The organism is Maribacter chungangensis, from assembly GCF_042676845.1.
Classification (GTDB): Bacteria; Bacteroidota; Bacteroidia; order Flavobacteriales; family Flavobacteriaceae; genus Maribacter; species Maribacter chungangensis.
In genome coordinates this window covers 84324-102618 of the sequence record NZ_JBHTHY010000012.1, presented here as the reverse complement: position 1 = coordinate 102618, position 18295 = coordinate 84324, and the positions used below count along the sequence as shown (strand labels likewise).

At 40.6% G+C, this 18295-nt stretch carries 17 protein-coding genes; 3 read left to right on the top strand and 14 right to left on the bottom strand.

The genetic code is table 11. The features are described 5' to 3' along the window. Position 1: 1 nt before the first annotated feature. The 7 genes from lepB to udk form a co-directional block, all read right to left on the bottom strand. Positions 2–1762: a signal peptidase I gene (lepB, locus tag ACFQZJ_RS13950; RefSeq protein WP_379935406.1), complete on the bottom strand. Its 1761-nt coding sequence runs from the start codon at positions 1760–1762 to the stop codon at positions 2–4. Positions 1763–1862: 100 nt separating this feature from the next. Further along, positions 1863–2564, bottom strand: coding sequence for a 4-hydroxy-tetrahydrodipicolinate reductase (dapB, locus tag ACFQZJ_RS13945; protein WP_379935404.1), 702 nt, complete (start codon positions 2562–2564; stop codon positions 1863–1865). A gap of 2 nt (positions 2565–2566) precedes the next feature. Further along, positions 2567–3199, bottom strand: a complete 633-nt coding sequence (locus ACFQZJ_RS13940; protein ID WP_379935403.1) for a DUF5683 domain-containing protein — start codon at positions 3197–3199, stop codon at positions 2567–2569. Beyond that, a complete protein-coding gene (locus tag ACFQZJ_RS13935) occupies positions 3192–4094 on the bottom strand; it encodes a ParB/RepB/Spo0J family partition protein (RefSeq protein ID WP_379935402.1) in 903 nt (300 codons plus the stop codon). Before ACFQZJ_RS13935 ends, ACFQZJ_RS13940 begins: the two co-directional genes overlap by 8 nt. 1 nt (position 4095) lies before the next feature. Continuing rightward, on the bottom strand, positions 4096–4869 hold the full coding sequence (locus ACFQZJ_RS13930; RefSeq protein WP_379935400.1) for a ParA family protein: 774 nt from the start codon (positions 4867–4869) through the stop codon (positions 4096–4098). 182 nt (positions 4870–5051) lie between these two features. After that, positions 5052–5384 (bottom strand): FtsB family cell division protein, encoded by a 333-nt coding sequence (locus ACFQZJ_RS13925; RefSeq protein ID WP_379935398.1) that lies wholly within the window; start codon positions 5382–5384, stop codon positions 5052–5054. Further along, positions 5384–5998 carry a uridine kinase gene (udk, locus tag ACFQZJ_RS13920; protein ID WP_379935397.1) on the bottom strand — a complete coding sequence of 205 codons (615 nt, stop codon included), beginning with the start codon at positions 5996–5998 and terminating at the stop codon, positions 5384–5386. Before udk ends, ACFQZJ_RS13925 begins: the two co-directional genes overlap by 1 nt. Positions 5999–6110: 112 nt before the next feature. Between udk and ACFQZJ_RS13915 the strand changes: the two genes are divergently transcribed. Next, positions 6111–7328, top strand: coding sequence for a multidrug effflux MFS transporter (locus ACFQZJ_RS13915; RefSeq protein ID WP_379935395.1), 1218 nt, complete (start codon positions 6111–6113; stop codon positions 7326–7328). Between the two features lie 4 nt (positions 7329–7332). Here the strand turns inward: ACFQZJ_RS13915 and ACFQZJ_RS13910 are convergent, their stop codons facing one another. From ACFQZJ_RS13910 to nagB, 5 genes are read right to left on the bottom strand one after another with little or no spacing between them, the layout of a single operon-like run. Beyond that, positions 7333–8409 (bottom strand): anhydro-N-acetylmuramic acid kinase, encoded by a 1077-nt coding sequence (locus tag ACFQZJ_RS13910; RefSeq protein ID WP_379935394.1) that lies wholly within the window; start codon positions 8407–8409, stop codon positions 7333–7335. Between the two features lie 18 nt (positions 8410–8427). Next, positions 8428–10002 carry a glycoside hydrolase family 3 protein gene (locus ACFQZJ_RS13905; RefSeq protein ID WP_379935392.1) on the bottom strand — a complete coding sequence of 525 codons (1575 nt, stop codon included), beginning with the start codon at positions 10000–10002 and terminating at the stop codon, positions 8428–8430. Position 10003: 1 nt separating this feature from the next. Next, complete coding sequence (locus tag ACFQZJ_RS13900) at positions 10004–11269, bottom strand: MFS transporter (protein ID WP_379935391.1); 1266 nt, start codon at positions 11267–11269, stop codon at positions 10004–10006. Positions 11270–11271: 2 nt separating this feature from the next. Next, complete coding sequence (locus ACFQZJ_RS13895) at positions 11272–12786, bottom strand: glycoside hydrolase family 10 protein (protein WP_379935389.1); 1515 nt, start codon at positions 12784–12786, stop codon at positions 11272–11274. 60 nt (positions 12787–12846) lie between these two features. Continuing rightward, positions 12847–14775 carry a glucosamine-6-phosphate deaminase gene (gene nagB / locus ACFQZJ_RS13890; RefSeq protein WP_379935387.1) on the bottom strand — a complete coding sequence of 643 codons (1929 nt, stop codon included), beginning with the start codon at positions 14773–14775 and terminating at the stop codon, positions 12847–12849. A gap of 190 nt (positions 14776–14965) precedes the next feature. Between nagB and ACFQZJ_RS13885 the strand changes: the two genes are divergently transcribed. Together ACFQZJ_RS13885 and murQ are read left to right on the top strand one after the other, a co-directional pair. After that, on the top strand, positions 14966–15715 hold the full coding sequence (locus ACFQZJ_RS13885; RefSeq protein ID WP_379935385.1) for a DeoR/GlpR family DNA-binding transcription regulator: 750 nt from the start codon (positions 14966–14968) through the stop codon (positions 15713–15715). Positions 15716–15721: 6 nt separating this feature from the next. Continuing rightward, positions 15722–16534 (top strand): N-acetylmuramic acid 6-phosphate etherase, encoded by an 813-nt coding sequence (gene murQ, locus ACFQZJ_RS13880; protein WP_379935384.1) that lies wholly within the window; start codon positions 15722–15724, stop codon positions 16532–16534. Positions 16535–16652: 118 nt separating this feature from the next. Here the strand turns inward: murQ and ACFQZJ_RS13875 are convergent, their stop codons facing one another. Both ACFQZJ_RS13875 and ACFQZJ_RS13870 read right to left on the bottom strand, forming a co-directional pair. Continuing rightward, entirely contained in the window at positions 16653–17054 is a 402-nt protein-coding gene (locus tag ACFQZJ_RS13875) for a c-type cytochrome (protein WP_379935383.1), read from the bottom strand. Positions 17055–17057: 3 nt separating this feature from the next. Next, positions 17058–18182, bottom strand: coding sequence for a PQQ-dependent sugar dehydrogenase (locus tag ACFQZJ_RS13870; RefSeq protein ID WP_379935381.1), 1125 nt, complete (start codon positions 18180–18182; stop codon positions 17058–17060). Between the last annotated feature and the right edge of the window lie 113 nt (positions 18183–18295).

Here is an 18295-nt window from a genome sequence, read left to right as displayed (position 1 = left end):
ACTAGGCTTCGTTCGATTTTTTGCGTTTCCAAAGCCAGCTTCCTACAAAGTAGGCAGCTAGAAGGATAAGAAAATATTTGAAGTAGGATTGTGGTTCTCCTTCACCGTTTACGGTAGTAAAGATGCGATCCCAACGAGGTCTCCACTTTAATGGACTATTGCTATTTCCGTTGGCATCTACAAAATTATCAAAGCTCATCCAGATAAAAATAGGGGTGCCCACAATGTGATCTTCGGGTACATAGCCCCAAGCACGACTATCTTCCGAGTGGTCCCTGTTGTCTCCCATCATCCAGTAATAATCCTGTTTAAAGGTGTAGGAAGTCACAATTTTATCATTGATACTGATTTGGTTGCCCGAAACGCTGAGCTTGTTTTGCTCATATTCGCGAATAATTTTTTTGTATAAGGGCAATGTCTTAAGGTCTAACGGTACCGTAGCTCCTCTTTTAGGAATATAAATGGGACCTAGTTGACTATAATTCCATGGATAGTCCGGACTCTGTGGAAATAGATTTACCCCTCTTCTTCCTTTCGGATTAACCTGCTGTACTACAGAATCTATACTTGCATCATTCTTGAGTGCCGCTACCATAGCGGCCGTTAACGGGGCAAGACGTTCCCTCTCGGTTACCTCGCGTAACGAGAGTCCCATTTTTTTAATAGTCGCGGCAGGAATACCGGTACCTTTTGTGTACAGCTCCAGCTGTCCGTTTTCTCCTTGGTTGTATCCGATTAAGTATTGATTTACGGCCTGTGCCTGTTGTTGATTCAATGGGTTGGATAGGTATTTTCTGGTAAAATCCGTTACGCCAATTTTATTCAATAATCTGGAGGAAACCCCCTTTGAGCTATAGATCAGATAGTCGAACTGTGGTTTGGCGCTGCCAGGAAGCTCCAATTGCTTTCCGTTTACAAACACATAACCGTTGCGTACCTCTAAGGAATCACCGGGAATACCTACACAACGCTTTACATAGTTCGATTTTTTATCTATGGGCTTTCGTATTCCTTCTTCTTTTTTAAAAAAGTAGCGAACGGTATCTGCAGGCCAACTAAATACTACAATATCGTTTCGGTCTACTTTTGTAAATCCAGGGAGTCTGGAATAGGGGAGTTGTAGTTTGTTTTTCCAAGAGGTTTTGTACTTGTTTTTATCAACCTCCGCCAAATAGGAAGGCGTACCAAGAATAGGCAAGGTGTCATGCACCATAGGAGCGGCAACAGTTGTCATGGGTGTTCTTGCCCCATAATGAAATTTACTTACGAACAAGAAATCCCCAACGCGCAAGGTACGTTCCAAAGAACCTGTAGGAATTACGTAGGGTTGAATAAAGTAGGTGTGGACCAAGGTAGCGGCAACCACGGCAAATACGATGGAGCTCACCCATTCTCCCATAGCCGTTTTGGGCTGAAGGCTTCTGTCTTTTATATGGGTCACATCCAGGGCATAATTTACGTAGTAGATATAAAAGCCCAATGTGAAAATCACCAACCAGGATTCCAAGGTGCTGTTTCTGCCATAACTGCGAATTGTTTCTACCCAAATCACAGGGAACATAAGTAAATTGATAATGGGAATAAAAAGCAGTATCACCCACCACTTAGGTCTATTGATGATTTGCATTAAAATTATAGCATTATAAATGGGTATGGCAGCTTCCCAAGGTTTTCTGCCCGCCTTTACATATAACTTCCAAGTTCCTAAAAAATGGACGACCTGTACCAGGAGTATAAAAAGAATCCATTGTGTACCGTTCATAATTACTGTTGTTTTTATTTAAACTAATAAGGTTCGCGTTTGGTTATCAAAATTAGAACTATGTGTAATTGGTAGCACGATCTTTAATTTGTTACTTTATTTAACCAAGGTTTAACACATCGCGCATCGTAAAAACCCCTGTTTTTCCAATAATCCATTCGGCCGCTATCACGGCACCTTGGGCAAAACCTGCCCTGTTGTGTGCAGTATGTTTTATAGTGATGTCATCTACCAGGCTGTTATACGCCACGGTATGCGTGCCGGGTGTAGACCCTATTCTTTTGGATGTAATTGGGATATGCCCCTGTTCTTTTTGGTTTAATTTCCATGCATTGTAATGTGAATTTTTTATAACATCCTCCGCTAGGGTAATGGCTGTTCCGCTTGGTGCATCCAATTTTTGGGTATGATGTATTTCCTCAATGGCTACCTGGTATTGTTCAAGACCTTGCATCATTTTAGACAGATGCGCATTTAGTTCAAAAAAAATGTTTACGCCTAGACTAAAATTTGAGGCGTAAATAAAAGCGCCCTGTTTTTCTTTGCAAAGTGTAACCGCATCATCATACTTGTTCAACCATCCTGTAGTTCCGGATATGATTGGGGTGTTATTATCTAAACACTTGGATATATTGCCAAAAGCAGCTTCCGGCAGGCTAAAGTCTATAGCTACATCGATATTGGAAAAGTCTATTTCTTGCGAATCGATATCAATTTTGGCAACGATTGTATGGTCTCTGTCCAGCGCGGTACGCTCGATCATCTGTCCCATTTTTCCATAGCCGAAAAGGGCGATCTTCATAGTTAAAATTTAATGGTTAGGGCCATTCCGTAATTAGGATTATTGGTAATGGGATTTAGATCCAAATAAGGTTGAAAATCCAAACTCAAATCGTCATCTACGTTAAACTGTTTTAGGTGTGCGGTTACGTTGGCATCTACGATATTTAAAATGTAAATGGCTATACCGGCCACAAGCCACAAATCCCGCTGTTCTTGAAAGCGTTCCTGTTGATTTTCTAAAACACTATTGGTTTGTAAGGGAAAATCGCCCTCACCGTTAAATTCATCGTCTGTAAAACCCGCTTGTCTTCTTTTGAAGGCCGTGCGTAGTTGTCGGTATCTGTCGTTGTTCAATTTATATTGATAGATACTACCGCCTATGACGCCCCAAACAATAGGTGCCTTCCAGTATTTTTTATTATAAATCTGTCCCAAACCTGGAAGTACGGTAGAATAGAAGGCCGCTTTACTTGGGGCTAATGGGTCCATGGATTCCGTACTGATTATTAAAGAATCGATGAGGACTATATTTTCGCTTTTCAAGGCTATTGATAAGCTATCTACCTTCTGGGGGGGATTTTCATTGTTTTCTTGTGCTTTGCCAAGGAATACGGAAAACAGGCAGATAAAAAAAAACGTAAGGAGTTTATGCACCTGTAATCAGCTTTTTTATTCGCTTAAATTCTTCTTCTGAATGAAACGGAATTGTTATTTTGCCCTTCGATTTTCCGGTGGTACTGATGGCAACCTTTACAGAAAGCCGTTCTACCAGTTCCTGGGCACCGTCATTTATAAATGCTGGTGTTTCCTTTTCTTTTTTCTTAAGCGGTTTTTCTGTTGCCGACTCTTTAAAAGCTTTTACCGCATTTTCGGTTTCTCTTACAGAAAGGTTTTGCCCAATGATTTTTTCGTACAAAGCAATTTGGTCTTCCCTATTTTCAATATTTACCAAGGCCCTGCCATGTCCCATACTCAAGAAACCATCTCGCATGCCTGTTTGTATAATTGGGTCCAGCTTTAACAACCGCATGTAATTGGCAATGGTAGATCTCTTTTTTCCTACACGGTCACTCAATTTCTCTTGGGTAAGGTTGATCTCGTCTATAAGCCGCTGATATGAAAGTGCAATCTCAATGGGGTCAAGATCTTGTCGTTGAATATTTTCTACCAGGGCCATTTCTAGCGACTCCTGATCGTTCGCTATTCGTATATAGGCGGGTATGGTTTTTAGTTGAAGTAGCTTTGAAGCCCTAAAACGTCTTTCGCCAGATACCAGTTGATAGTTGTTAAACCCTAATTTTCTTACTGTTATTGGTTGTATAACACCTAATTCGCGAATAGAAGTAGCCAATTCCTGTAAAGATTCATCGTTAAAATTAGATCTAGGCTGAAAAGGGTTTACCTCAATATACGCTAAGTCCAATTCTATGATATTGCCCACAACTTTGTCCGCATTTTTATCGGATGCGGATTTAATATCGTTTTCAGGGTCGTTTAATAAGGCCGAAAGACCTCTACCCAGTGCTTGTTTTTTTACTGCTTTTGCCATTTTAAACTGTCTGCTTGTTTTTCTGGACCACTTCGTTCGCTAAGTTTAGGTAGTTGGTAGCTCCCTTACTTGAAGCATCGTACTTAATAATGCTCTCACCATAACTAGGGGCTTCGCTAAGTCTAACATTGCGTTGGATAATAGTCTCAAAGACCATATCGCCAAAGTGTTTTTTAACCTCTTCTACAACTTGGTTGGACAGTCGTAATCTGGAATCGTACATGGTCAATAGCATACCTTCGATATCAAGGGTTGCATTATGAATGCGCTGAACGCTTTTAATCGTATTCAATAATTTGCCAAGTCCTTCCAAGGCAAAGTATTCGCATTGAATAGGAATGATTACCGAGTCTGCCGCTGTGAGGGCGTTCAAAGTGATTAAACCTAGAGAGGGGGCACAATCTATCAGAATATAATCGTAGTCCTCTTTTAGACCTGTTATGGCCTTTTTCATCATATATTCCCGCTCGTTCTTGTCTACCAATTCAATTTCTATAGCTACAAGATCTATATGTGCAGGTATCAAATCTACATTTGGCGAGGAAGTCGTAATAATAGCTTCCTTGGCTGTTTTGGTATGTTCCAATAGCTGGTAGCTGCCGATCTGGACCTCATCTACATTAATTCCTAAGCCAGATGTAGCATTTGCTTGGGGGTCTGCATCTATCAACAGAACTCTTTGTTCTAGCACGCCAAGCGCTGCCGCCAAGTTCACGGAAGTTGTTGTTTTACCTACCCCTCCTTTTTGATTTGCAATAGCAATAATCTTGCCCATAAACATCGTAAATTAAGGCGTAAAAATACAATTATTTATGGCGCTAATGAAAGGATTTTGTTAACACTAGGTGAATAATCAATACCTTGTACCATAAATTTAGCTTAAACTATATAAGGGCTAAAGGGTTACTCTTTTGTTTATTAATATTTTTCCCAGTTTAGAAGCTCGTATTAATGGGGCTATTTTTCTTTAGTGGTCTTTAAACTATCCTCATATTCAATAAGGTATATTTCCTCGTTCTTTTTTTTAAGATAGTACTCTTCCCTTGCAAACTTTTCTAACTCGTCCTTACTGGATAATTTGTCAATAATTGCTTTATCCTTAGCGATTTCTTTTTTTAAAAAGTCTTGAGTTTTTTCCAGTTTTTCTATTTCCTTTTTTAGTTCATTGTGAATGAGTAGGGAATTGGTATCAAAAAAAATCATCCAAATTAGGAAAGCGGTCAACACCATAACGTACATATTCGTCATGATCTTAAACCATTTTTGTTGTCTCAGTTTCTTGAGTGCCATTAGTTTTCTGCTAATCTTTCGTTGATAATGCTCCTTACTATGTCAACGGCAACGGTGTTGTATTTGTTGTTCGGTATTATAATGTCCGCGTATTCTTTTGTAGGCTCAATAAATTGGTCGTGCATTGGTTTTATTACGGTTTGGTATTTTTCCAAGGTTTCGTCCAAGTTCCAACCCCGCTCGTTTACATCTCGTTTTACTCTTCGGATTAGGCGTTCATCGCTATCTGCATGCACAAATATTTTAATATCGAACATTTTCCTTATTTCGGGATTTGCCATAATTAAGATGCCCTCCACGATCATCACTTTGGTAGGATGGGTGGGTACGGTCTTATCGGTACGGTTACATTCTAAAAAGGAGTATACGGGTTGTTCTATAGATTTTCCTGATTTTAAAGCAGTTAAATGATGTTCCAATAATTTGAAATCTATGGAGTTGGGATGGTCAAAATTTGTTCTTCTACGTTCCTCCAGGGTTAGGTGTGAAAGATCGTTGTAATAGGAATCCTGTGAAATAACCCCTACTTCTTGATTAGGTAGTTCATTGATAATCTGATTGACCACCGTAGTTTTTCCACATCCTGTGCCGCCGGCGATTCCAATAATGAGCATACTTTTAAAATTTATTTCAAAAATACATATTTGAAGAGCAATATACAGCTAAACTTAAAAATCAACCTGCTAATAGTATCATGCCTACACAATTAAAAGTACTTTTGCACCCATGCGAAATGAGCAGGTAAAACCGAACTTTGAATTTATAGCCCTTATGGCATCCTTAATGTCTATTGTTGCTCTGGCAATAGACGCCTTACTGCCTGCCATAGCTGAAATTGGTATAAGTATAAATAGTTTAGACCCGACAGATAATCAATTGTTGATCGTCATGATTTTTTTGGGACTGGGTTTTGGGCAGCTTTTCTTTGGCCCACTTTCCGATAGTTATGGTAGAAAACCTGTGGTATATATTGGCTTTGTCCTTTTTGCATTTGCAAGCGTGATTTGTGTCTTGGCACCTTCGCTGGAATGGATGGTAGTTGGTAGAATTCTTCAAGGCATTGGTCTTTCCGCGCCCAGAACGATCAGTATTTCTATTATACGCGATACCTATACAGGGGATTACATGGCCAAGATCATGTCATTTGTTACGGCTTTTTTTATTTTGGTTCCGGTTGTTGCCCCTGCTATTGGCAAAGTCGTATTGGAAACAATGGGCTGGCAGGCTATTTTTTATATGCAGCTCTTTTTCGCACTGGTAGTGGGAATATGGTTTTGGAAGCGACAAGCGGAAACATTAAAACCTGAGTACAAAGTTCCATTTTCCCTAGCAATTTTTATAAAGGGCACTAAAGAAATTTTTAAGTTTAAGGAAACGGTAGCCTGTACTATGGTCTCGGGCTTTATTACCGGTTCCTTCCTTGTATATTTGAGCTCTGCCCAGCATGTTTTTGAGGATCAATACGATTTAAAAGAATCTTTTCCATATATTTTCGCGGGCTTGGCAATATCCATTGGGTGTTCAACTTTCTTGAACGGAACCTTGGTAGTACGTTTTGGAATGCGAAAATTGGCCTTGTATGCGCTTGTATTTTTTACCTTAATTGCGCTCTTATATGCGCTATTTTTTTTTGGCAAACCCAATCCAGGATTGCCTATTCTATTACTGTTTCTGTCTTCTTTGTTTTTCTGTTTGGGTTTTGTGTGGGGTAATATGCGTTCCATAGCTATGCAGCCCATTGGTCATATTGCAGGTATTGGAGCAGCTATTACCGGCTTTATTTCCACGATCTTGTCCATACCCATTTCGCTGTACGTAGGTAGTTTTGTTCAGGACACTGTATGGCCATTATTTGTAGGCTTGGGTACCTGTGGTTTGTTATCTATTATTCTTTTTCTATTGTTCCGTACGAAACCCGTAAATAGTAATAGGGTTACTTTCTAAAGAGTTAGCTGGGTAAATAAAGTATACCGCTCGATGAATTTTGACGAGCACCCGTTACCGAGCTCAAAACATTGATCAGTTTCTGGCTCCTGAGTGCACCCATAAAGGCAAAAACCATAGCTTCTTTGAAATCAATTATTTTTTTTTCGGGTACCACTACTTGGGTTGCTGTCCCTAGTTTTTCTGTCAGTGTCTCTATTAAAAAGGTATTTAAGGCACCACCACCCGTAAGCAAGACTTTTTGTCCCTCTTTTATTGTGTTCTGATGTATTTGTTGCGCTATTTTTTCGCAAATATGATGTATAGCGGTGTGTAGTAAGTCTTCTGTTGCTGCTTCCGTAGCTTCTACTATAGGAACCACTTCTTCCAAAAACCACTCATATCCAATAGATTTTGGATGGGGTAGGAGGTAGTATTTTAAATTGTTAAGTTTTTGGAGCATCTCTTTATGAATATTTCCAGAGCGTGCCAATGCACCGCCTTTGTCATATTCTAAATCTATTTTGCGGGTAATATAATTCAAGATCATATTGGCCAGACCTATATCGTAAGCAATTCGTTTTCCTTTTACCTCAAAGGAAATATTGCTAATTCCGCCAAGGTTCAAACAAAAATCATACTCATGGAACAACAAATGATCTCCTATAGGTACTAGAGGGGCGCCTTGTCCGCCAAGGGCTATATCGTTTGTTCTAAAATCGCTGATTACGTGCTGGCCGCTGGTATTTGCTAGATGTTGTCCCGAACCGATTTGAAAGGTGAAACCGAGTTCGGGCCTATGATGCGTTGTATGTCCATGACTGGCAATATAATCTACCGTAAGTTCATTTTTTTCTATAAATTCGGATGCTTTTTCACCTAACCAAGTGCCATAGCTGTTGTGTAATTGTAACAGGTCTTCTGCGCTTAGTCGTATCGCATCTTTGAGCTCATTTTGTTGGATGGCAGCGTAAGTAATACTTTTTGTTTTTTGTATGTCAAAGGTCCATACGCCCTTTTCCTCCGTGAAATGGCAGTATGCTAAATCCAGTCCGTCTAAAGAGGTACCGGACATCAATCCTAAAATTTTATGAATTTTCATAACTTGGATTTTACTGATTTATAGTGTTACCGGTATTTTTCCCTTTGCTTCCAACTTTCCCAAAAAATGTTCCGTGGCCACATCTTGGAATTCCTTAAAATCTTGGTAGGCAATTACAGTTGCTACGGTATCTTTTGTGTAAATATTTCTCAATGCTAAAGGATTTCCAAAATGGTACAGGACTACTTTTTTGGTAGCGATCAATTGGTTAATGAAATCCAGCTCTTGGTCTAGAAATCCAAAATGATTTGTTGGCTTTACGTTAGGAGGTGTTAAAAGTAAAAGAATATGTGTTTCATTCGCCACTTCTTTTTTCGAAGTCTCTAACCCGTTTAGAATTTCATGGGAATCCTGCCCTTCTGAAAATCGTTTTATCGTTAGTGTACAGTAATCGGTATCCCTAAATGTTGCGATTCCCTTTTTATCGCCTTGAAGCAAGGTCAAACTTTTTTCCGCTAGTTTCCTGTTAAGATGGGAACACGAAAGAAAATCTAATTCTAAATGTGTAATTGAGTTTACGTTTGTATTTGAGTTTGAATTCCGAAAGGCTTTTTCTTTCAATTCCCATATTCGTTGGAAACTATCATCTATCTGTTCTTCCGTTGCATTGTTAAAAATAGATTCTATGCCCTCGGCGGTATGTTCGGTAAAACAAAGTACGTCGTTCCCTGCGTCAAAAGCCAGCCATTCCAACATTCCTTTTTCAGGATAGTTTTTGGATACGGCATGCATGTTAAGTGCGTCCGAAATCACGACACCGGTAAAACCCATTTCGTTTCTAAGCAGATCGGTAATAATGTCTTTGTTGATGCTTGACGGTCGACTATCTTTCGTAGTTAGGCCCGGTACGGAAAGATGACCTGCCATAACCGAATCTACACCTTTATTTATAATTTGCTGAAATGGGTATAACTCGTTCTCCACCAATTCTTCTTTAGATTTTCCGATAACGGGAAGCCCCAAATGGGAATCGGTATCGGTATCCCCATGGCCTGGAAAATGTTTGATGCTGGTGAGTATATTTTCGCTTTCCATACCCTTTATCAATGCAATGGCCTTTTGACTTACCTGTTCCCTGTCCTCTCCAAAAGAACGGTAACCGATTACAGGATTATCGGGGTTATTGTTGATGTCCACCACAGGAGCTAAATTCCAGTGAATACCAGCCGCTTTGCAGTCTTTTGCAATGTTCGCACCCACTTCAAATAACAAGTCATTTGCGTTTTGAATTGCCCCTAGGGTAATAGCATAGGGGTATTGCGGCGTGTTTTCAATCCGCATTGCCAAACCCCATTCCGCATCTATTGCTATTAACAATGGTATCTTGGAAACGGATTGATAACGTTCTATGAGTTTCCTTAGGGTTTCAAAACTATTTTTGTTGTAAACGACCTTTTTCTTGCCCTCATAATTGGTAGCTGCACTGGCTCGGGAATGAAAAAAGCACAGACTTCCAATGTTATGGGTTTTTATCAACTTCTCCAATCGAAGTATCTCGTCTTCGGTATCGTTGATAAAGGCGGCGGGCATAAATAGTTGCCCAATTTTTTGGTGTATTGTGAGTGTTTTTTTTACTGACTCTAAATCTATCATACTATTTTTCTTTTCCCTTGCCAAAATCCGCAGGATATTCGATATATCTTAGTAAAATGAATGCGGGCAATGCGGCTAATACAACCCAAATAAAGAAACCGTCATAGCCCAACCACTCTTGCATAAATCCACTGATTAAACCTGGTAACATCATCCCTAATGCCATAAATCCGGTGGCCAATGCATAATGGGAGGTTTTGGAATTTCCTTCTGCGATGTAGATTAGGTAAACCATGAAGCCTGCGATACCGAATCCATAGCCAAATTGCTCTATAATTACGGTTCCTATTACGGCCCATGCTTCGGTATTGCCGGTAATGGCCAATAATGCATATAGTGCATTGGGCGCGTTAAGGGAAATAAGCATGGGCAACATCCATTTTTTTAGTCCGTCCCTGGATATTAGAATTCCACCTAAAATACCTCCAATAGTCAAAAACACTACCCCAATGGTGCCGTAAATGGTGCCGACCTCCGATGTGCTATATCCTAAACCGCCCACGGAGGTGGGGTCTAGTAAGAAAGGAGAGGCCATTTTTACCAATTGTGATTCCCCTAATCTAAAAAATAGAATGAAGGTTATGGCCATTACCATTCCCGGTTTTTTAAAGAAGGAAACAAAAACCTCTAGAAATCCTTTTGGCTTTTCAAGTGTAATTGCTTCTGAACTTTCAAATTTTGGGGTAACAAAAAAGTTGGTCAGTGTCATAAGTAACATTAGGGTACCCGCGCAGATCATTGTATAGGACCACGCTTTGGTATTGTCTCCATATTTGTTTTCCAGAAATCCTGCGAACACCACCAATAAACCCTGTCCTGTGACATTCGCCAGCTTATAGAATACACTTCGCATTCCCACGAAAAAGGACTGTCTATCTTCTGTAAGTCCGATCATATAATAGCCATCGGTTGCAATATCATTTGTGGCCGATGCAAAAGCCACCATCCAGAAACAAGCAAGACTGGTTACGAAAAAAACGTTGGTGGGTAGGCTTAAACCTATGGCCAAAAGCGCTACGGAGGCCAGTAGCTGCATCCCTAGAAACCAATTGCGTTTGGTGCTTTTTAGATCAACAAACGGACTCCATAAGGGTTTTATCACCCAGGGCAGATATAACAGACTGGTATAGAGGCCCAAATCCGAATTACTGAATCCCAATCTTTTGTACATGATTACCGATACCGTCACTACCAAGGCATAGGGCAGCCCTTGTGCAAAATAGAGTGTAGGTACCCAGGCCCACGCCCATTTGTTTTTTTGAATCATGTTTAGTCGGTTTTGGTTGGTTGGATTACGATTGCACTACTTTCTTTTCCGTAGTTGTCTAAAAATGTAATGGCAAGATAGCGATTGGAAGCTAGATTGGTTGGAACAACGATTTGACCCGAGCTATTCTCAATTTTCACTTTTTCTACCAATTTCTTCATAGGATAGGCTGTTTTAACCTTTTTTCCAGACTTGTAAACAAGTATATAAGAGCTTTCATCAATTCCAGAAAACGAGAGCTGCAGGCCGTTCGTTGTTTTGGTGCTGGAAAGTAGCTCAATTTTCTTCTCAGCTACTATTTCCTTTCTTTGGACTTCTGGTGTTAACGCCGGCAAACGATAGTATTTCTTCTTTAAATGAGCCACTACATCAGGATTATTGTTCATTAGGGATTTGGCACTAAATAGAATGTTTCCAGAAATTTCCGGAGTCTTCCTGGCTAATTTCATTTGGTCTGGCAGTTCTTTTTTACGGTCCCATGCCGTATCGCTATTATTCCTTACTTTATACGCTCCGTTGCCAATATAAAGATTGGTATTGTTGCTGTTGTTGGCCCACCAATCCACTATTTTTTTATGGGATGCCACCGGTAGGTCCATGCTCCAATAGACTTGTGGGGCCAAGTAATCTATCCATCCCTCTTGCATCCAAAGTAAAGGGTCTGCATATAGATCCTCATAAGTTGTTTGTCCCGCTTGTGTATCCGAGCCTCGAGGATCTGTGGTATTATTTTTCCAAACACCGAACGGGCTAATACCAAATTGAACCCATGGTTTTATGGATTTGATAGTGCGGTTTACGTCCTGTACCAAGGAATCAATATTGCTTCTTCGCCAATCATCCAAAGATTGTCCGGTTTGGGCGTAGGTTTCATAAGCTGCGGTATCTGCAAATTCCAGATCTTTGATTTTGTACGGGTAAAAGTAATCATCAAAATGAACGGCATCTATATCGTAATTGGTAACCAGTTCGGCTATTACATTTGAAAAACGATTTCTTACCTCTGGTAGTCCCGGATTGTAGTAGTATTTTTTGCCATATTGGATCATCCATTCAGGGTTTGTGCAGTAGTCATGGGTACTGCTCAGGATATCGATATTCATATCGAACGTGGCTCTATATGGATTTAGCCATGCATGGAACTCCATTCCTCTATTATGGGTCTCTTGTATCATCCATGCCAAGTTGTCTTCCTCCCAATCGGAAGGCTTTCCTTCTTCTCCTGTTAAAAAGCGTGACCATGGAGCAAAATCGGATTTGTAAAAAGCGTCTCCCGCGGCACGCACCTGGACTATGATGGCGTTGTAGTTGAGGTCATCGTAAAAATTAAGAATGTCCAGAAAATCCTTTTTTTGTTTTTCTGCGGTATCCATTCCATTTTTTGGCCAATCTATGTTTACGACCGTAGCTACCCAAACCCCTCTGAATTCCCTTTTGGGTTGCGGGATGTTTGATTGAAGAATTCCGCAGGAATTAAATAATAACACGGGGAGTAAAAGGAGTAAAAAGTGTCGCATCCGTAACTGAAAAAAGGTCTATTTTGTACTAAAATAGACCTTTTTATATTAGATTGAAATTTAATTGAACTTGTATCTCACAAAAGCTTCCATAGCGGCATAGGCAGACATTCCTAGAGCTTTGTATTTATTGGCGGTGCCCCTGTTTCGTTCCTCTGCACGCATCCAAAACTCACGGGCATCGTCTCCTTGGAACATGACACCATCTTTTTGTGACTGATGACAGAATATGGCATTTCTCTTTTTTAGTACTTGTGCAGGACTCATGGGAACACACATTTCAATTTCATGTATATCCCATTCGTGCCATGCGCCACGGTACAGCCAAACCCAACAGTCTTTTAGAAAAGGTTCGGATTTCAATTCTTCTAACGCCCCGAAAACGGCATCTAAGCATACTTTGTGCGTACCATGTGGATCGGCAAGGTCGCCCGCTGCATAAATCTGGTGCGGTTTAACCTTTGTAATAATATCTTTCATAATGGCGATGTCCGCATCCGAAAGATTATTCTTCTTTATGGTTCCGGTTTCATAGAACGGAAGGTCTAAGAAATGAACATTACTGTCCTGTAATCCTACATATCTCGTTGCCGCGTACGATTCTCCCCTTCTTATGTTGCCCTTAAGTTTTCGCACCGGTAAGGCATCTACCTCACTTTCACTTTTATGGGCTATGGCATCTATAATCTGTTGCGCTTTGTCCGATGGCTGGATCTGCATGGCTATTTCCGCATATTTTCTGGCATCCGTGTCCGAAACTGCTATATTCCCAGAAGTCTGGTAGGCAACATGGACCTCATGCCCTTGTTCAACCAATCTGTCAAAGGTGCCCCCCATTGATATAACATCATCATCAGGGTGCGGGCTAAAAATAATGACTCGTTTTTTAGCTGGCGTTGCACGCTCCGGTCTGTAGGTGTCGTCCGCATTTGGTTTGCCCCCGGGCCAACCCGTAATGCTGTGTTGTAGTTTGTTGAACATAGAAATGTTAAGGTCATAGGAATCCTCTTCTAGTAATAGTTCGGCCATCCCATGATCGTTATAATCCTTGTCCGTTAAGCTTAAGATGGTCTTGCCTGTGTTTTCACATAGCCATATAATTGCTTTGGCCTTTAATTCCTCTGTCCATTTACATGCACCTACCAGCCAAGGCGTTTTATTTCTTGTAAGCTCGCTTCCTGCGCCGGTATCCAGTACAAATGTACAGTTGTCATGATTTTGTAAATAGGTAGCAGGAACGTGCGATGTAATGTCCCCTTCTATAGTTTGTTTAAGGATATCCGCTTTGTTCTGTCCCCAGCCTAATAAAACAATACGTTTGGATTTCCGTACCGTTGCAATACCCATGGTAATCGCTTTTCTGGGAACATTGTCTATTCCTAGGAAAGATGGTGCGGCGTCTACCCTTGTAATATGGTCCAAGGTAATTACCCGCGTACCGGAGTTGTAATGGGAACCTGGCTCGTTAAAGCCTATATGTCCCGTACGCCCAATTCCCAATAGTTGAAAATCCAGACCTCCAAACTCCTTTATTTTTTTATCGTAAGCAAGACAGTACGCCACTATAGCCTCGGGAGCTAAGGTGCCATCCGGTATATGTATGTTTTCTGAAGGAATATCTATATGGTTGAACAAGTGTTCGTGCATGAAATAATGATAACTCTGAATATTACTTTTTTCCATGGGTAAATACTCGTCCAGGTTAAAAGTGACCACATTTTTAAAACTTAGGCCTTCTTCTTTGTGTTGACGAACCAATTCCTCATACACGCGGATTGGGGATGAGCCCGTTGCCAATCCCAGCACACAGGTCTTGTTTTGCCCTTGCTTCTTGCGTATTAATGCTGCAATTTCTTCGGCTACTTTTATAGAGGCATGGTTAGAATCCGTAAATATGACGTTATGGATTTTTTCGTATCGTGTTTCTTCAAACTGGCCTACGGGTTTGTAGGCGATATCGACATTGGCTTTGACAGAAGTACTTTTCATAAAGAGTGTGTTTCGTTTGGATTCTAAATCGGGCAAATATACGCAAGTATTTTATTTATTGCTGTTTTTTGCAATTTTTATTGCTGTTTTTTGCATTTTATTGAAGTTTTTAAATCTTTTGATTTCCTATTTCAGAATAAAGCTGCAAAATTATATTTTGATTACCTTTGGTCTAAACGGAGACGATAGCATGTTAAAAGAAGAAAGACAACAGACCATTTTAAGTGAAGTGGAGCTACATAACAGGATTCTGTTGACCGATATTGCCGAGACATTAGATGTGTCCATAGATACGGTACGGAGAGATGTTAAGGAACTGGACGCCGAAAAGAAACTTAGAAAAGTTCACGGAGGTGCAATTTCCTTAGGTTTTACGACCAATAGTGCCAGAAACCAAAATATCTATGCCTTAGCACAAAAAAGGATAATTGCGCAAAAGGCGGCGACGATGCTTAAGGATGGTGGAGTTGTCTTTATTGATGGGGGTACCACTTGTTTGGAACTGGCGCAACTTATTCCGGAAAATATTGAGCTTACCTGTTTTACTATCAGTTTACCTGTAGCCATGGAATTATCCAATAAACCTAATGTTACGGTGATTATGGTAGGCGGGCAAATTGCAAAAGAGGCTCAAATCGCTATCGGGGCCAATACCATTCATAACTTGGCCGAAATTAGGGTAGATTTTAGTTTTATCGGCACCGGCTATGTAGATGCCATGTACGGACTTACCGAGTTTGATTGGGATATAGTACAAATAAAGAAGGCTGTAATAAAAGCTTCAAAAAAAACGGTACTCTTATCCATTTCGGAAAAATTGAATTCGCAGCATCGTTATAAGACATGTGATATAAATACTATTAATACGATGATAACGGAGCTAGATTCCGATAACGTCTTGTTGAGCCCGTTCAAAAATCATGATATAAAAATTTTATAGAACCTTATGAAATACACAAAAATTACGGAGACTCCATCCCATTATAACGACTTGGAGCAAATGGATACGCATACCATATTGAAGTCCATTAACGAAGAGGACAAGAAAGTTGCCCTAGCCGTGGAAGAGGTTGTTCCGCAGATTTCAAAATTAGTTGATGCCTTGAGCGAGCGCTTTTTAAAGGGTGGCCGACTTTTCTATATCGGCGCGGGAACAAGCGGTAGGTTGGGTATTTTGGATGCCTCTGAGATTCCCCCGACTTTCGGGATGCCTCATGAGCGCGTTGTTGGTATTATCGCAGGTGGGGATTACGCGATTCGTAAAGCCGTTGAAAATGCCGAGGACGATACGCGGCAAGCTTGGTTGGATTTGCAACAGCATGCCATAGATACAAACGATGTGCTTGTGGGTATCGCGGCATCTGGTACTACGCCTTATGTGCTAGGGGGATTAAAAATGGCCAAGGAACATAACATACTTACCGCATGTGTTACCAACAACCCGGGTTCGCCCATCACCGAAGCTTGCGATATGCCTATTGCCGTTAACGTAGGTCCGGAGTTTCTGACCGGGAGTACCAGAATGAAAAGTGGAACTTCTCAAAAATTGGTATTGAACATGATATCGACGGCCCTAATGATAAAGATCGGTAAGGTAAAAGGAAACAAAATGGTAAATATGCAATTGACCAATGATAAGTTGGTAGATCGCGGTACCCGATATATTGTAGAGGGATTGGGAGTTACGTATGCAGAGGCGGAGCAGTTGCTTAAAACACACGGGTCTGTAAAAAAGGCCCTAGAGGCGAGTGGCAAATAGGGCTTGGTTTGAGTCACTTGGAGTGTTGCTTCAACTGTATGTTTCTACAGGTAACCATCTCGTTTTTCTCTATCGAGCATGCTTCCTGGTATAGTGGTAGTGGTCGTTAAAAAGGTTATTACTTCTTAATTTTCGCAACCTCTTCGGTAGTAACGATCGCATCGGACGTGTTGCCCCAAGAGTTGGAGATGTAGTTCATAACATCTGCAACTTCCTCATCTTCCAGACCCAGACCTGCCATAGAACTATTATATTTTATTCCGTTGACCGTAATTTCTCCCTGTAAGCCATATTTTATGGCCTTGATACTCTTTTCCCTGTTTTGCATCAGGTAATCCGAATTTGCCAAAGGAGGAAAGGTGTAAGGCACACCTTCGCCCTGCGGTAAATGACAGGAAATACAAAAATCGTTATAGACTGCTTTCCCCCGTTCCATACGCTGCTTTAATTCCGCATCTTGGAAAAGGGAAATGCTAAAGAACACTACCGCACAACAGTATATAAAGATAAAAAGTTTCAAGTTTTAGTTGTTTTTAGGTACTAACTTATAAATTCCCTTTCCTTCCACTGCTACATAGATAAGTCCGTCAGGGCCTTCTCTTACATCTCTTACCCTACCTTCACCTTCCATTAGTTTCTCGCGAGAAAGAACCTTGTTTCCGTCCATGATCAGACGTTCTAGATATTGGAAGGCGAGAGATCCAACCAAAAGGCTGCCTTTCCAATCACCGTAATTATCAGAGGTAACAAAAGCCATACCGCTTGGAGCTATGGACGGTACCCAGTAATGTATGGGTTGCTCCATTCCCTCCATCTGGGTCTTATCCGTAATCGCTGTTCCACTATAGTTGATGCCGTACGTAATTATTGGCCAGCCAAAATTAGCACCCTTTTTAATAATATTGATTTCATCCCCTCCTCTAGGTCCATGTTCATGGTCCCAGATTTTTCCAGTTTCCGGATGCTTTATCAATCCTTGGGGATTTCTATGGCCGTAGCTGTAAATTGCAGTTTTTGCGCCATTTTCTCCTACAAACGGGTTATCTTTTGGAACAGTTCCGTCATCCATTAAGCGATAGATTTTACCACCATCACGCGTAATATCCTGTGGATTTTCGTCCCTAGCTCCACGATCCCCAACAGAGAAATAAAGATATCCTTCGTTATCAAAGGCAATTCTTGAGCCAAAATGTTGGCCTTTTGTAGTATTGGGGCCAGCCTTGTAAAGAATTTCGTTTTCAACTAGGGCGTTGTCTTTTAATTTGGCTCGCATTAGGGTAGTATTGCCCCCTTTTTCGTCGCCATCTTCGGAGGAATAGGAAATATAAATCCACCCATTTTCAGCATATTTTGGGTGGACTACCACGTCCAAAAGCCCCCCTTGTCCGCGTTGATAAACTTCGGGCGTATTACTAATAATCGACTTTTTTCCATTCGAAAAATGAATTAATTTGCCAGATTTTTCTGTAATTAAAAGGCTGTTGTCAGGAAGGAAGGCAAAGCCCCATGGAATCTGTAGTTCATCGACGAACAGCTCGGCCGTAAATGGGATGACGCTCGCACTAACAGCTTTGTTTTCAGGGTCTTGAGCACAAGATGAATTAAGCATTACAACGAATAAACAAAGGGAAAGCATACTATTTTTCATAAGCCAACGTTAGAAATATGTTATAAGGTACTAGAATTATTTTTTAAAGATAAACAGAATTTATAAGTATAAACAATTACACCAAAGAATCTTAAAGATCCCAAATCGATAAA